Raw genomic sequence first — 16123 nt, forward strand, 5'->3', positions numbered from 1 at the left:
AAAAAAATGAAAAAAACATTATTAATTACAAGTTTTATAATTACAACTATGTCATTTGCTGGGTTTAACGTTAGATTAGGTGCCGAATATAATAATTCTAAATTAAACAATAATAAATCTCACGTTGTATTAGGTGGTGCTGAAATTGAATATTCAAAGTCAGTATTAGAAAAAGGTAAAGTTTCATTCGAAATAGCTGGTGGAGCAGATATTAAAGTTGGCTATGGTAAAGCAAGTCATTTAGATGATATTTTAACTGATAATACTGCCAATAAACTTTTAGCTTATAAAAATGCTACTGAAAAAGTAAGAACTACTGAAAAAAAATTACAAGAAGGTAGACAAGAATTAGAAGCAAATCCAAATAGTGATAATTTAAAAAGAAAAGTAGAAGAAGCAAAAAAATTCTTAGAAGATAGCAAAAAAGAAGAAAAAATAGCAAAAAAAGCATTCGAGGATGCTCACAAAGATGATACTAACTTAAAAGACAAAAAACTTCAAAAGAAAGCATCGGAAAATGTAATTAAATTCAATACTGTGCCATATATTTCACCACAAATAAAATATAGTATAAATCAAAATACAGATTTAAGATTTGGTCTTAAAGTAGGTGTTGGTTATGAAGGAACTTATTATTTAGGTAGAAAAGCAGATAATACAGTAGAAGCCTTTAATATAAAAGAAACAAATAATAATGGCAAACGTACTTATACAAAACAAAAAGGTATAACTAAAATTGGAAAATCATTAGAATCGTCAATTGTTGTACCTGCCAGTGCTGTAATTGGATTTGATTACAAACATATAACTACTAATTTAGAAGCCGGTGCAAAATATTTATATAACATAAATAGAAAAGAGCATCAAGTTGCTCCATTAGTATCACTTAATATAGGTTATTCATTTTAATTAATACAAAACACGCCTTCCGTTCAAAAAGGCGTGTTTTTTTTTACTAAATTAACAAAAATTTTATCTATATAATTCTTGTTGTATTTTATTAAAAATATAATCATACATTTTTTTATCATATGTAGGTTTTAATCTAGCAGCCGTTGTTTTTTCTGGCTTATAAATAGTTCCACCTAAAACATCAAGAATACCTAGTGATTCTGTTGTTCTTACTTGATCCGATATAAGCAATCTTAATTCAACTTTATTATCAGAAATTTTATTAAACACCGCTGAATAAACATATGTTTTATATGAATCAGAACCAAATATAACTTTTTCTGCATCATCAGACTTTCTTTCTTCTGTTGCACCTGTTATAATCCCATCAGTTTTATTCAAACTAGAAATAACAACTCCTGAATCTAAGAATACAGTTTTAGTTGCATTAAAAACTTTCTCATAACTTGAATTATAAGTTATTGTTGTAATTGCCCTTATTTCCTCTTTAGTAAGTTTAGGTACTGTAGCACAAGCCATCACCATAAACATCATTAAAAACATTGATAAAAATTTTTTCATAATCGTATTTTCCTTTCATTTTATTTATATTAACAAATTTTTCCACCATTTACACTTATTTCTTCATCTGCTATTACTTCTATACTTGCTATTATGGCTTTTAATATAGTTTCTTGGCTCATTGAAGGTATGTTTCTAGTATTTATTGCTTGTTCTGGTAAACAAGGTATGTGTATAAATCCATTTTTCTTATCTTTAAATTTAGTTTTTAAAATATGGCTAACCCCATATAAAACATGATTACATACGAAAGTTCCTGCACTCATTGACATTGAAGCAGGTATTCCTTTACTTTTAATATTTTCAATCATTTTCTTTACTGGTAATTCTACTATATAGGCATCAGGACCATCAACAAATATTTTACTATCTATAAACTGTTGTCCTAAATTATCAGGTATACGATAATCATCTAAATTTATTCCAACTTTCTCAACAGTTATATCATATCTCCCTGTTGCTTGTCCTATTGATAATACTATATCAGGATTATGCTCTATAATTGCTTTTTCAATTTTTTCTAATGATTTAAATCCTGCTGTTGGTATTTCTAGTGTTACTATATCATGTTCTCTAATTTTTTTAGGTAATAATTTTATAGTTTCTAATGCTGGATTAATTTTATCTTGACCAAAAGGGTCAAAACCTGTAACTAATATTTTCATAAATTCTCCTTTTCTCAAAATGCTAATAAATACATTAATATTATATGTGTAATTAATAAAGGTATTGCTAAAAATGTTTGCACTTTTATTACCTTATTGGTATCTTTAATTTCTAGTACAGCCGCTGAAACTATATTAAAGTTCGCAGCCATAGGTGTCATAAGAGTACCGCAGAATCCTGCTGTCATTCCTAATGCTCCCACTACTGGTATACTTGCTCCATGTGCTAATAAGAATGGTGCAGCAACTCCTGTTGTTATTACTGAAAATGCAGCAAATCCATTACCCATAATCATTGTAAATACTGCCATTGATAGGCAATATATCATTACAGCAATAAATAAGTTATTTTCTGGTATTATATTAGTAAATAGCTTAGATATTAATTCTCCTATACCTGCTATAGTAAATACCTTACCTAATCCTGTTAATAATTGTGGTAATAAACTAGAAGGTCCTACTTGCATTACAATTTTATTAGTATCTTCCATAACTTCATTTGGTTTAGGGTTAAATAGTATAACCGCTAAAATTATAGCAATTATAGATGAAATTCCTAATGCTACTGCTGGTGGAGCACTAACACCACCTATTTTAAGTTGTAAAATCAAAAATGATAATAGTCCTATTGCTAATGCTGGTATAAATATCTTATTTTTATGTTTTTCTGCCATTGCTTTTTTTAATTCAAAAGGCATTTCAGCAAAAGCTCCCATTTTTACATTTTTAGTAAGAGTTATAAGGGCTAACATAACTATTAATCCTCCTGTAAATGCAGGTGGTATATGTGCACCTAATATGAATAAAAGTCCTACTACAAGCCAGAACATAAAAGTTCCTATTCTTTTTTCTTTATTTTGTAATCCCCTTATAGATGCAGAAACTGCAACTAAACCACAAAGAGAATATATTATTTCTGTTATATAGAAAAATAACTCTTTCATATTATTTCACCCTACCTTTTAAATTTTTGTCATATAAATAAGTTTGTACTAATGCATATATAACTGTTATAACTGCAACTGGAATGCTCCAAACTGCAATATCTGTTATTGTTGTTGTATACCCTGATGCTTCCAATGTTTGTTGTATTAATAATACTCCACTTGCTCCAACAAATACATTTTGCCCAAAGAAATTTGCATAATTTTCAACTGCTGCAGCTAATGCTTTTAATTCTTCATCTTCATTTTCTTTTAATGTTTCATTTTTTTCTTTTTCAGCTGCGGCTAATGCCATAGGGTATATTAAGGGTCTAATAAATTGAACATGACCACCTATACGAAGCGATAATGCTGCTGCAATAGTTCTTAATATTGTGTATATACCTAAAACTTTTCCTGCTGTACCTTGTTTTATATTCATTATTAGTTTAGCACTTCTTTCTTTTAATCCGTGTCTTTCTAATATTGCTATAACTGGAAAAGTTAATAAGAAAATACTCATTAAACGAGTTTTAACAAATGAATCTCCCAATATTTCTAAAATTTGTATAATACTCATTTCTGCTAATAATCCAGTTACCAGTGCAGATAATACTATTACTGCTAATACGTCTAATCTAAAATAGAATCCTAAAACTATTATTACTATTCCTAGTAATTTAATTATTTCCATTTATATTCCCCCTAAATTTTTTATTAATATATTTTCATCAAATTTATTTTCTTCATATGTTTTAAGTATGGGTAAAAAATATTTATCTTCTGGTATTTCTTCTTTAGTCCATTTATTAGCCATTATATATACTAACGCTTTTCCTATTGAACAATCTATTTCTTTTTTCAAATAACTTAAAGGAACATCTTCATATTCATCTAAATTTTTTTCATCATTTTCACTTATTTCCCATATAACTACGGGAACATAATTTTTTTTGTCCGATTTTATTAAATCCAAATAAACACCTTCTCTTGTTCTTTTAAAAATAAGTTCATAACCATAAAGTTTTTCAGTTTTTATAAATTTAGATTCAGGGCATCTTATATTCATTTGCTCTATTACCATATTACTACCATATGCCAAATAATATCTCATAAACTATTCTTTCTCCTTTAAAATAATTTTACATTTTCTTTATTATTTCTATAAACTTATCAACTTCTTCTTCCTTAGTTCCCCATGAAGTTACAAATCTAACAATTTTTTCATCTCTATTTGGACAAAAATCAACTGTGAAAAGAACTTTTTTAGATAATTTTTTTATTTTTTCATCATTTAAGTATACAAAAATTTGATTAGTATATGTATCAGAAACTAACTCTATTCCTTTTTCTACAAGTGCTTTTTTCATTTTCATAGCCATTTTATTAGAATGTTCCCCTATTTTTAAATATAGATTATTTTTAAATAACTCTATGAATTGTATTCCTAATAATCTACCCTTTGCTAAAAGTCCACCCCTTTGTTTAGTATAAAACTTAAAGTTTTCTTTAATTTTATCATTAATTAAAATTACTGCTTCTCCGAAAAGTAAGCCACTTTTTGTTCCACCAAAATACATAGCATCACAATATTTTGCATAATCTTTAAGTTCTAAATCAGATTTTTCACATGCTATAGCAGAAGAAATTCTTGCTCCATCTAAAAATAGATATAAGTCATTTTCTCTACATACTTTACTAAGTTTTTCCAACTCTTTTTTAGTATAAATTCCACCAAGTTCTGTTGTGTTTGAAATAAAGACCAGTTTAGGTTTTACCATATGAAAACTTTCATGTTTTTTTAATTCAGTCTTTATATCTTCCACAGTTACCTTAAAATCTTTTCCTGGAACTTCTATAATTTTATGACCTGTTGCTTCAATTGCTCCTGTTTCATGTACTGATATATGACCTGTATTACAAGCAATAACAGCTTCATAAGGTTTTAAAATATGAGAAATTGTAATTAAATTAGTTTGTGTTCCACCAACTAAAAAATGAATATCTGCATTTTTACAATTCAATTTTTCTCTAATTATCTTTTTTGCCTTTATACAATATTTATCTTCACCGTAACCTAATGTATATTCATAATTTGTTTTAACTAGTGCATCTAAAACTTTTGGATGAGCTCCATCTCCATAATCATTTAAAAAGAACAACATTTTTATCCCTCCTTATCTCCTAATATATATTACCATTTTTTTCTATTTTTACAAATTTTTTTTATCCAAAAAATAACTGATTTTTTTTTCATTAATTTATTCTTTTAAATTCAATACTATTGTAATTTTTAACTGAAAAATAACTGATTTAGACTTATTGATTTCATTATAAATTATATATATAATCTACTAAAACGACAAAAATAAAGGAGAAACATGAAAAAGAATATACTTTTTTTATTACTTATTATTAGTTCTATCAGTAATGCTAAAATAACTAAAGGCAAAAATAGAACCCATGTACTTTTAAAATCTAATGTGGAAGTTGAAACTAAATTTAAAAAAAATAATAAACAATTTACCAAGTTAAAATACAGACCAATAGATTTTACTTTAACAACAAATAATGATAAATTAAAATTTAATTTTGTCCTACAAGGGAGCAGACAAAATATATTTAAACCTGATTTTGCAATTAGATATGATACTATAAAATTAAATAAATCACCTGAAGTTAAAATAATAAAAGAAAAGGATTTTTTTGGTGATGAAATAATTAGCGAAGAATATTATGGAAATAAATTTACTTATACAGATAAAAAAGATGAATTTACTACAGATCCTCGTTACTTACAAATTGCTCTTTCACAACATGTTGAAAAAGCATTATTTGATACTTTAAATAAAAATAATAATATACATGTCCATGATCATGACCACGGCGATCATTCTCATCATAATCATGACCATAGCCATGAACATAGTGATGACGATGATGATCACGATCACTTACATGAACATAATAGAGAACACCTTGATTTATTTACACCTAAATTAAAAAAGATAACAAAAGAAAGTAATGATGCCCAGTTAAAAACTAGTTTAGAATATTTTAATGGTTTTAACGGTTTTAAATGGACACAATATTTAACATCTTTCAAAGAAGAAGATAGAAAACACTTTGCTGGTGAAAGTATTATTGAAGGAAAAAATATAAATTTATTTAATGACAATATATCTTTATCATTTGTTCCTAGATTTTACTTTAATGCATATAAATTAAAACCTTTATTAACTGAATTAGATTTAGATTTAAGATACAAAAAAGATGAAAATACCACTCTAGGTATATATGCATATAATGGTTTACAATTACAAGCTATAAACGAAAAAGATAAATATAAAAATAAGGTAGAATTTTTTTATGACTATAATACTGAAAAACATAGACAACATAAATTTTATGAAATTTTAAATCATGAACACGATAAAGAAGACCAAATAAAAGTAAAATTAGGACTTACTCATGTAGGAGATTATGAAAAACACTTATTTACAGTGCCTGATTTGAAAAATAAGTATAAAAGAAAAGATGAAAAATTTACAACAGAATTAGAGTTGAAACTTAAAAAGACTAATATATTTACTGATAATTTAGTTTTAGAAAATAACTTAAATATTAAACATAATTATGAACAAACACAAGATAGTAAAAAAGTGTATATAAACTTTTTTGAATATAAATTTGAAAATGAAGAAGATAAATATTTAAAAAATGACCCCGACTTTTTAAGTGACAGTTCAAAAATCAAAGAATTTTTATACAAAAATGATGATGGTTTTGAATTGCATACTGTGTACGAAAAAAAAATAAATGATCCTTTATTGGGAAATGAAAGAACAATTAAGTACATGAAAATTATAAAATCTAAATTATTAGATGATAGTGGTTTAGAAAATGCAAAAACTACTATACACAATATAGAACTTGAAAATAAAACTAAGGCAAAATATAAATATAAAGGATTTAATTTTAATTTAAAAAATACTTTAAAAACTAAGTCATTAGTTGGTAAAAACAATACTTTAATAAACAATAAACTTGAAACTAGTGTAGATAGAGACTTATTTAAAAACTTTAATCTAAAACTTAAATTAAATAATGAATATAATACAATATTAAAAAATAATACATATAATCATCAAACAAATTTACTAGGTCTTGGATTTGACGCTAGCTATACTCATACTTTTGATGATCTTAGAGTAAAAACTGGTTTTGATTTTACTTTCTCTATTCAAAATAGAATTGCTAAAAAAGAATTTTTACTAGCAAGTAAACATCCAGATTTACTTGAAAAAACTTTGACTAGAGAAGAATACGAAGAAAAATTCCCAAATAGTAAATATGAAGACTACTTAGAAATCAAGGAATATACTAAAGAATTGGCTGATTCTTTAAGAAAACAACTTCAGGAAGAAAATAATAAATGGGTTTATGGGCATGAAATAGATTTAAAACCATATATAGAATTAAAAGCTAAAATAATTAAAGGGCTTTATTTAACAATTAAAGGAGAAGCAAATATACAATTTAAAAGAGATAATTTTTTAAGACTTTATAACGATTTTGTTCCAAAAGCAGATAAAACTACATATAGTGGAACTGACACTAAATTTACTTTAAATTTACAATATAGATACTAGAAAAATATAAATATTTAAAAAGCTGAATCAAATTCGATTCAGCTTTTATCTAATTTTAATATATTATTTTTCTATATATAAATAATTTACTTCCTTATAGCATTGACAAATTAACTGTATACTCAAATAAATCATTTCTCACATGAGATATAGTATATTCTACTACTTTATCTCTTTCATAAGCCGTTCTAATTATTTGCATTACTATATCATTTTTATCTATATGTAAATATTTTATATCTTCTGTATCAACTCCTATTACAGGCTTAAAAGTTTCTTTTGCCTTATTAAAAACAATATCATACTCTTTTTTAAATATCTCATACATTGGAGTTGTATTTAACTTATCACAATTAAAATTTTTAAATCTTGATTCTGGTATAAAGGTATTTTCCAACATAGCCGGTTCACCATCTATTAATCTTAATCTTTTAATATGATATAGTTTTGCTGTTTCTAAAATTCCAAATATTTCTGAAAATCTTATACCAGCATTAATAATTTCACAAAAAATCACTTTTGAAGTTGGAGTTTTTCCTAATGATAATATCATATTATGAAAACTATAAAAATTATTAAGATTTTGATTTATAGGATTTCTAGAAACAATATTCCCTTTACCTTGAACTTTATATATCAAGTTATCATTTTCTAATTTTTGAATTGCTTGCCTAATAGTTGTTCTACTAACATTAAAAATTTTCATTAGGTCTCTTTCAGAGGGAATAGGTTTTCCTATACTATATTTTTTACCTATTATATTCTTTCTTAATTTCTCATATATTTCATAATAAAGTGATACTGCCATTTTTTCTCCTAATTATTTTCCAACACAAAAACTTGAAAATATATGGTCTAATATATCTTCTGATGTTATTTCTCCCGTTATTTCTGACAAAGCATCTAATGCCTCTTTTAAATCAACAGAAATTAAATCTAATGGTAATCCTATTTCTATAGTATTAAATATATTTTCTATTGCTAATTTGGTTTTTTCTAAGGCTGTTTTATGACGAATATTAGTTAATATTTGTTTTTCACCCGTATCATTAACTTCATTTTCAGTTATATAGTTATATAGAACATTTTCCATATCATCTATACCTATGTTTTTCATGGCAGATATTTCTATAATATTCTCATTTTTTATGTAATCTAATTCTATTTTTCTTTCTAAATCTATTTTGTTTAATATATATATTACTTTTTTATCTTCATTTTTTATATATTCTACAATTTCTTTATCTTCTTTTGTAAAATTAGAAGAACTATCTAATATCATAAGAACTAAATCAGCCTTAGATATTATTTCTTTTGTCTTTTTTACTCCTATGCTTTCTACTATATCATCAGTTTTTCTTATACCTGCTGTATCAACTAATATTAATGGTATTCCTTTAATATTAATTGTTTCTTCTATACTATCTCTTGTAGTTCCTGCAACATTAGTTACTATCGCTCTTTCTTCTCTTAAAATAGAGTTAAGTAAAGTTGATTTCCCTACATTAGGTTTACCTACTATAGCTGTTTTTATACCATTTTTAATAAGTTTTCCCTTGTTATAGCTTTCTATAAGTTTAGTTGCCTTATTTTGCACCTGTCTTAAATCTTCTAATAAATTAGTAGGTACAGGATCATCAATACCTTCTTCTGGGTAATCTAAAACTACATTTACATGTGCCGTTATATCTAAAAGAGTTTTTTTAAAGTCATTTATCATTTCTTTTAAATCACCTCTTAAATTTTTTATAGATATGTCTAACGCTTTTTCAGATTTACCATCTATTAAATCTATTACTGCTTCAGCTTGCGACAAATCTATACGACCATTCATAAATGCTCTTTTAGTAAATTCTCCTTTTGGTGCAAGTACTGCTCCATTTTTTAAAATTAATTCTAACACTCTTTGGGTAATTAAATAACCCCCATGACAATTTATCTCAACTACATCTTCTGCCGTATATGACTTAGGTCCTTTCATACGAACTGCCATTACCTCATCTAGTACTTTACCATTATCATGGACATACCCATATCTTAACTTGTAATTTCCTATTTTAGTTCCTTTATATAGTTTAAATATTTTATCTAAAATTTCAAAAGATTTATCTCCTGAAATTCTAATTATTCCTATTCCACCTTCGCCCTTAGGGGTTGCAATGGCTGCAACTGTTTGGAATAAAATATTATTCATTTTCATTTCCTATATATTTTATTACTAAATATCTCTTTGGATCTACTCCATAACTTTCTGTTGATAATTCATTATACTTAGAAAGTTCTTCATGTATAACTCTTCTTTCTCTTGATGTCATAGGTGTTAATTTACAAGAAGCTTTAGTTTCTAACACTTTTTTAGCTTTTTTATTTGCTAAATTAAGTAATGAAACTTCTCTTTTTTCCCTATAATTATTTGCATCTAAAATAATTTTATTATGTCTAAATTCTTTTATAGAGTTTATTAAATATTCTAACGAATTTAAGGCAATTCCTTTTTCTCCTATTACATATTTAATATCTTTTCCTTTTAAATTAACAAAAAATTTATTAGAATTTCTTTCTATTTTGTCTATTTCAATATCAAGACTTATACTTTCTAATAATTTAGAAATTTTTTCTTTTATTAAATTTTCTATAACAAAATCTTCCTTAGAAACTTTAATCTCTTTTTCTTTTTTATTAGATTTAACTTTTTTTTCTTTAAAATTATTTTGTTTCTTTATCTCGTTAGTATTTTTAACTTCTTTTATATCATTTTTTTTAGATTTTAAATTAGCCAATTCATCTTTGCTAAGTATTATAATTTCATATTTTCCTTTAAAACTAAAAAACAAAAAAGAACTAGGTTTCTTTAATTCTTTTATTGTATATGTTTCATCTTTTTGTAAAACTATATTTTTCTTTATTAAATTTTCTAATTCTGTTTTATTTTTAGCTTTTAATATTATCTTATTCATTTTCTTCTCTCACTTTCGCTTGAATATATCTTTGCAATAATAATGTTATTAACATATTTAAAACATAATATAAATTAAGTCCTGATGGAAGTCTATAAAAGAAAAATGTCATAATTACTGGCATAGCAAGCAATGCTGTTTGCATAGTATTTTCTGCTCCTGCTGAATCTGAGTTTTTAGGCATCATTATTCTTTGTTGAACAAAACTTAATAATCCACCTAATAACGGCAATAAGTTAATATCAAATCCGCTAATAGTATATAGTCTATCAGGTTGTGCTAAATTAAACCATAAAAAACTTGCTGTTTTTGGTATAGCATTACTTGTAAATGTATGATAAAGCATAATAAAAATCGGTAACTGTATTAATAAAGGTAAACATCCACCTAATGGATTAATCCCTTTTTCTCTATATAATTTTGTTGTTTCTTCACTTAATTTTGCTCTATCACTTTTATATTTTTTATTAATTGCATCTATTTCTGGTTGATATTTTTTCATTTTAGCCATTGATTTTTCTTGCTTTACTGTCAATGGATAAAGTATTAATTTTATAATTATTGTTGTTGCTATTATTGCTAAACCATAATTTCCCAAAATTTCTGCTAAAAAACTTAATAATTTTAGTAATAAATTCTCTATAAACGGTATTCTTAAAAAATTCATGTTATCTCCTTTATTTTAATGGGTCATATCCTCCATAAGTGAAAGGATTACACCTCAGTATTCTTTTTGTACCTAAATATATACCTTTAAAAATACCATATTTTTCTATTGCCTGTTTCATATATTCTGAACAAGTCGGGTAATATTTACATCTTTTCCGTAAATATTTATTTGATATTTTCTGGTATATTTTTATTATTTTTATTAGTATTCTTTTCATTTTTTTTTAATCCCATTAATATATCTTTTTTTAATATATTGTAGTTTAAATTTTTAAAATCTTCTCCACAATTTTTTTTGGCAACTATGATATATGCATTATTACTATCAAAATTTTCTATATTATTTCTTACAATTTCTCTAAAAATTCTTCTTAATCTATTTCTTTTAACAGCATTTCCAACTTTTTTGCTAGTTACAAATCCGAATTTTTGAATTTTAATATTTTTTATAAAAATTATTGTGTATTTTGTATATATTTTACTTCCTCTTAAATATATTGGATCAAATTCTCTTTTATTTTTTAATGTTTCCATCTTTTTCCCGTTCAAAAAAATCGGTGCGATTGTTTGGACACCGATCTTAAGCTGATATTTTTGCTCTACCTTTATTTCTTCTTCTCTTTAAGACGTTACGTCCACTCTTAGTTTTCATTCTTTCTCTAAATCCGTGATCTTTTTTTCTTTTTCTATTATTTGGTTGAAATGTTCTCTTCATATCTTTTCCTTTCCTGCTTTTTTTTATATAATACACTATATAATAAACAAATCTGTTTCAAAAGTCAAGGTTATTATATCATTAAATACTATTTTTATCAACTAAATCGCCTTTACTTAAATTTAAAGCAAGTTTTTTTTCATGAAATTATTAGTATTTGTATATTATACCAAATTTTAATTAAATTTGATACTATAAAAATTTTTTATAAATGAAAATAAAAAAAGAAAATAGGGAGATAAAAAGAATATGTTCATTCTAAATTCCCCCTTTATTTCTACCAATTATAACCTAAACTTATTTTAGATTCAGTTTTCCATTTGTTAAAGAAGTCTTTTCCAATTTTTAAATTTGCTCCTAAAATAATGTTATTTTTAAATTTATTTTCAAAACCTAAACTTAAATCATAAGCAAGTTTTCCTACTTCAACTTTCTTACTAATTTTTTCATCATTACTTTGTTGTACAAATATTTCATTACCATATCTAGTTTTAAATACTGGCTCTATATTAAATGCAAATCCATTTACACTATATTTTAAATTAATTCCAGCATCTACAACGGCAAAAAATTTCGGAGTTAATATAGCGTCATCATCAAATTTAGTTTTAGGTGAATAAGAACCATAAACACCTATATGAGGACTTATTTCAAAGTTTGGTGTTATATCAATATTTCTTGCATATCTTAAATAAGTGTCTGCACTAAAATTAACTTTTTTAGAATTAGGTATAGTAAGACCACTTCTTACAAATCCCACTATATTATTTTTATCAATATTAGTAACAAAATTAATTCCTAATCCTAAATTGTGATTAGCACTTTTTTCATATTCTGCAAATGCTCCTATTTTAAATTGTTTATTAATATCATAATTAAATCCTAATTTAGTAATTGGACTTATATCATCTCTTCTAGAAATTCCTAATTCAACATATAGATTTTTATTAAAATTATTTATTATATCATTATCATGAAGTAAATATTCTTCAGAAAGTTTTACATATTTTTCTAAATCTATTTTTTGATTTAATGCTTCTAAGGCTTTGTCTAATTCTGCTCTAATTTCTTCTATATTTTTATGATTAACATAAGTTCCTTTTTCTTTATTTAATGTATCTGTAATCACTTCTTTTACTTTTTCATATTTTTTTAAATTAGATACTAATGGAGATTTCTTATTATTTTTTTCAATTTCACTATTTTTTAGCTTTTCATCTAATTTTTTCATTTCTTTATCTAAGGCAAGTGCTATTATTATTGCTGTATCATCTGCTTTTTTTAATTTTTCTACTAAAATTTCTTTTTGTTTATTATTTAGTTTTTCTAATTCTTTTATTTCTTTTTCTTCTTTTTCTCTATGATTTTCAAGACCCCATTCTATTGATTTTTTCTCTATTTCAGGTATAAATTCAGTTAAATCTTTTACCTTTATATCGCCATGGTCTTCATATGCAACAAATAAATGTCCATTTTTATATGCTAATGAACTATAACCATCTCCTAATGCTTCTCCTTCGCCTGGTCTAATATCTGCAATTCTAACTTTATGTGTAGGGTCTAGTGCATCTAAAACCCATAATGAAGTATTAGAACGAGTAAATGGTTTTCCTTTGTCATTATCACTTTGTGCTCCATCAACTTTTGATACTAATAGAACTTTTCTTCCATTAGGTAAAGTTACATATATACTAGACCCTTGTGCAGCAGCAGATTTTGAACCCCCAAAATTATGTACTGGGTCATATACTTTCCAAGTCTTTCCTAAATCTTCTGTATAATATGCCCATCTATTATTTTTACCGTGTTCTCCACGACCTGTCATTACTAATTTATTCCCAATTTGAAAAACCATGTTTTCTAATGATTGTTGATTTGGACCTATAATATTAGAACTTTCTGGCATTTGCCATGTTTTTCCATGATCTTTCGAATACATTATAGTTGCCCCTATTCCTTGATGTTGATGTGCTGTTTGTATAGGAAATACTAATGTTCCATCTTTTAATACTGTTCCAGTCCCTACTCCACCTAAAAAACCTACTATAGGGTCTCCGTTTTTAGTATTAGGTAAATATATATTAGCATTTTTATCTTTATCAAACTCTATGTGTTCTTCCCATGTTTTCCCGTGATCTTTACTCTTATGCACAACTGCTGACCAAATCTTTTTATCTCTATACTCTTTTCTATTTATATACCAGTTATGTATTCCTTCACTCCAAGAACCATGCATTGCATATATTTCTTCTTTTATTGGATCGTATAATAAAGTTGAATCCATATGTCTTCTTCTATCAGATTTACTTGTTTTTACTGACCAGGCAGTTTTTTTATCCCAATTAAATCCGCCATCAGATGATATGGCAACACCTGGATCTATTCTTGTTTTATCATCAAGACTGTTCCATCTTAGATCAAACATAACTACCATTTTATTATCATTAGTTATTATCATAGCGGGTATTCTTGAAAAACCTAATTTAACTGTTCCTGGAGCTTCTTCATTAGGACCTATTCCTGGCCATTTAGTTCCTCTATTTGTTAAATTATAGCCTTTTTTTAATTCAGGATTATATTTTATAGAATTGTCTGCGGCAAAAGATAATATTCCTCCGCTCGCTAAAATCACTGAAAACACTAAAAATTTTAAATTTTTCACTTGAAAATCTCCTTTCATTTTTTTTTATTAAAGTTAATATATATATACCATGATTTTCATTTTTTGCAATTTTTTTTCTTTTGTTTTTTTTAGAAATGAAAAAAAATTTAAACACTAATAAATGCAAAAAAAAATATTGACTAAAAAATAAAAAACAGTATAATTATATCGCCAATAAGTTAGATAAAAATATACAAATATAAAATTGAAAGAAGGAATTATTATGACAAAAGCAAAAGGAACACTATATTTAGTATTAATGTACATTTCATATGGAGTTTTTAGATTTTTAAATTTATTAGCATACGATACTACACACTTAGAAATTTTTAAATTTATACATGAATATCTTATAATTATTTGGATTATGTTTATCCCAATATTATATTCTAGTATAAGACATGTAGAGATATTTAAAACCAAAAATAAGATGAGTGTATTAAAATTTCTTTCTGTATTTTCGTTAATTATGCTTGTTAATGTTTATTTAGGAGACTTTACAAAAGTTATTATTAAACCTTTATCACCTACTAATATAAATCATAATATTAATTTTTTTATATTTCTTAGTTTAATAATGTTGCCAATAATAGAAGAGCTACTATTTAGGGGCTTACTATTAAACTCTCTTGAAAAATATGGTTATAAAGTAGCGATAGTTATTCAAGCATTTTTCTTTGCCTTTGTTCACATAGAAAATGTAGCAATTTTTGCTATGATAGTGATTGGAATAATTTTCGGTTATGTAGCATATGAATATTCTATAAAATATTCAATAATTATGCATTTTTTTATGAATTTAATAGTTACAAATCAAACTATATATTATTTATATATTCCCAAAACAGCTATAAATTCTTTTATTTATGAATCAATAATTTATTTAATAATTATATTTTATATAATAACCTTTATAATTAATTTCTTTATTTATATAGTGCGTTTATCTAAAATAGATTTAGAGAGTATAAAAAAATATTTGAAAAACTATAAAGTACTTAATATAATCATATTATTTGTATTCATTATCACAAGATTTTTAGTATAATTAAAGAAAAGAAAAAATATGGAATATAGTATAAAATATATATTATTTAAAAGTATAATTATGGGTATAGGCATAGGTTTAATTCATTATTTATTAGAGTATTTTCATATACTACCCAATGGTATTTTTCTCTTTGGAACATATGCAATTGTTGCATTTACAATATCTACAATTTAGATAGGATAAAAAAATTGACTAAAAAATAAAAAGATAGTATAATATTATTACAAAACATTTTTGAAAAAAAGATTTTGAACATAAAATGGTAAAAATAGGGTGGCTCCCTATTTTTTTTTATAAAAATTATGATATAATAATTTTGCCATTTTATTATCTCCGAAAGGAGACCAACTATGATT

At 25.0% G+C, this 16123-nt stretch carries 17 protein-coding genes; 3 read left to right on the plus strand and 14 right to left on the minus strand.

From position 1 onward, the window contains the following. Window positions 1-6: 6 nt before the first annotated feature. A complete protein-coding gene (locus AWT72_RS02830) occupies window positions 7-909 on the plus strand; it encodes a hypothetical protein (protein ID WP_067140504.1) in 903 nt (300 codons plus the stop codon). 63 nt (window positions 910-972) lie between these two features. On the opposite strand, the gene AWT72_RS02835 is transcribed toward AWT72_RS02830, so the two are convergent. The 6 genes from AWT72_RS02835 to AWT72_RS02860 are packed head-to-tail and all read right to left on the minus strand — an operon-like array spanning window position 973 to window position 5226. Then, window positions 973-1473, minus strand: coding sequence for a hypothetical protein (locus AWT72_RS02835; RefSeq protein WP_067140507.1), 501 nt, complete (start codon window positions 1471-1473; stop codon window positions 973-975). A gap of 29 nt (window positions 1474-1502) precedes the next feature. Then, window positions 1503-2138 (minus strand): pyroglutamyl-peptidase I, encoded by a 636-nt coding sequence (gene pcp, locus AWT72_RS02840; protein ID WP_067140510.1) that lies wholly within the window; start codon window positions 2136-2138, stop codon window positions 1503-1505. A 14-nt stretch (window positions 2139-2152) separates the two neighbouring features. Continuing rightward, window positions 2153-3082 carry a 5-oxoproline transporter, DUF979 family subunit gene (locus tag AWT72_RS02845; RefSeq protein WP_067140513.1) on the minus strand — a complete coding sequence of 310 codons (930 nt, stop codon included), beginning with the start codon at window positions 3080-3082 and terminating at the stop codon, window positions 2153-2155. A 1-nt stretch (window position 3083) separates the two neighbouring features. Further along, the gene (locus tag AWT72_RS02850) at window positions 3084-3755 is read right to left on the minus strand and encodes a DUF969 domain-containing protein (protein WP_067140516.1); all 672 of its coding nucleotides are present in this window, start codon (window positions 3753-3755) and stop codon (window positions 3084-3086) included. Continuing rightward, window positions 3756-4175, minus strand: a complete 420-nt coding sequence (locus AWT72_RS02855) for a gamma-glutamylcyclotransferase family protein (RefSeq protein WP_067140519.1) — start codon at window positions 4173-4175, stop codon at window positions 3756-3758. Window positions 4176-4203: 28 nt separating this feature from the next. Next, window positions 4204-5226, minus strand: a complete 1023-nt coding sequence (locus tag AWT72_RS02860; protein ID WP_067140522.1) for a threonine aldolase family protein — start codon at window positions 5224-5226, stop codon at window positions 4204-4206. Between the two features lie 216 nt (window positions 5227-5442). On the opposite strand from AWT72_RS02860, the gene AWT72_RS02865 reads away from it, so the two are divergent. After that, a complete protein-coding gene (locus AWT72_RS02865) occupies window positions 5443-7713 on the plus strand; it encodes a hypothetical protein (protein WP_067140525.1) in 2271 nt (756 codons plus the stop codon). 94 nt (window positions 7714-7807) lie between these two features. On the opposite strand, the gene AWT72_RS02870 is transcribed toward AWT72_RS02865, so the two are convergent. The 8 genes from AWT72_RS02870 to AWT72_RS02900 all read right to left on the minus strand — a co-directional run bounded on the left by AWT72_RS02870 (window position 7808) and on the right by AWT72_RS02900 (window position 14716). Next, window positions 7808-8521 carry a GntR family transcriptional regulator gene (locus tag AWT72_RS02870; protein ID WP_067140528.1) on the minus strand — a complete coding sequence of 238 codons (714 nt, stop codon included), beginning with the start codon at window positions 8519-8521 and terminating at the stop codon, window positions 7808-7810. Between the two features lie 12 nt (window positions 8522-8533). Next, window positions 8534-9898 carry a tRNA uridine-5-carboxymethylaminomethyl(34) synthesis GTPase MnmE gene (mnmE, locus tag AWT72_RS02875; protein WP_067140548.1) on the minus strand — a complete coding sequence of 455 codons (1365 nt, stop codon included), beginning with the start codon at window positions 9896-9898 and terminating at the stop codon, window positions 8534-8536. Between the two features lies 1 nt (window position 9899). Continuing rightward, the gene (locus tag AWT72_RS02880; protein WP_067140531.1) at window positions 9900-10670 is read right to left on the minus strand and encodes a Jag family protein; all 771 of its coding nucleotides are present in this window, start codon (window positions 10668-10670) and stop codon (window positions 9900-9902) included. After that, a complete protein-coding gene (locus AWT72_RS02885; protein ID WP_067140534.1) occupies window positions 10663-11337 on the minus strand; it encodes a YidC/Oxa1 family membrane protein insertase in 675 nt (224 codons plus the stop codon). Before AWT72_RS02885 ends, AWT72_RS02880 begins: the two co-directional genes overlap by 8 nt. A 10-nt stretch (window positions 11338-11347) precedes the next feature. Further along, window positions 11348-11557, minus strand: coding sequence for a membrane protein insertion efficiency factor YidD (gene yidD, locus AWT72_RS09150; protein WP_082680516.1), 210 nt, complete (start codon window positions 11555-11557; stop codon window positions 11348-11350). Beyond that, a complete protein-coding gene (rnpA, locus tag AWT72_RS02890) occupies window positions 11505-11873 on the minus strand; it encodes a ribonuclease P protein component (RefSeq protein WP_067140537.1) in 369 nt (122 codons plus the stop codon). Before rnpA ends, yidD begins: the two co-directional genes overlap by 53 nt. Before the next feature lie 46 nt (window positions 11874-11919). After that, a complete protein-coding gene (gene rpmH, locus AWT72_RS02895) occupies window positions 11920-12054 on the minus strand; it encodes a 50S ribosomal protein L34 (RefSeq protein ID WP_067140540.1) in 135 nt (44 codons plus the stop codon). 277 nt (window positions 12055-12331) lie between these two features. Beyond that, on the minus strand, window positions 12332-14716 hold the full coding sequence (locus tag AWT72_RS02900) for a sialidase family protein (protein WP_067140543.1): 2385 nt from the start codon (window positions 14714-14716) through the stop codon (window positions 12332-12334). 223 nt (window positions 14717-14939) lie between these two features. Here AWT72_RS02900 and AWT72_RS02905 point away from each other — a divergent pair, with 223 nt between their 5' ends. Beyond that, entirely contained in the window at window positions 14940-15764 is an 825-nt protein-coding gene (locus AWT72_RS02905; RefSeq protein WP_067140546.1) for a CPBP family intramembrane glutamic endopeptidase, read from the plus strand. The last annotated feature ends 359 nt before the right edge of the window (window positions 15765-16123 follow it).

It is taken from the genome of Oceanivirga salmonicida, assembly GCF_001517915.1.
Classification (GTDB): domain Bacteria; phylum Fusobacteriota; class Fusobacteriia; order Fusobacteriales; family Leptotrichiaceae; genus Oceanivirga; species Oceanivirga salmonicida.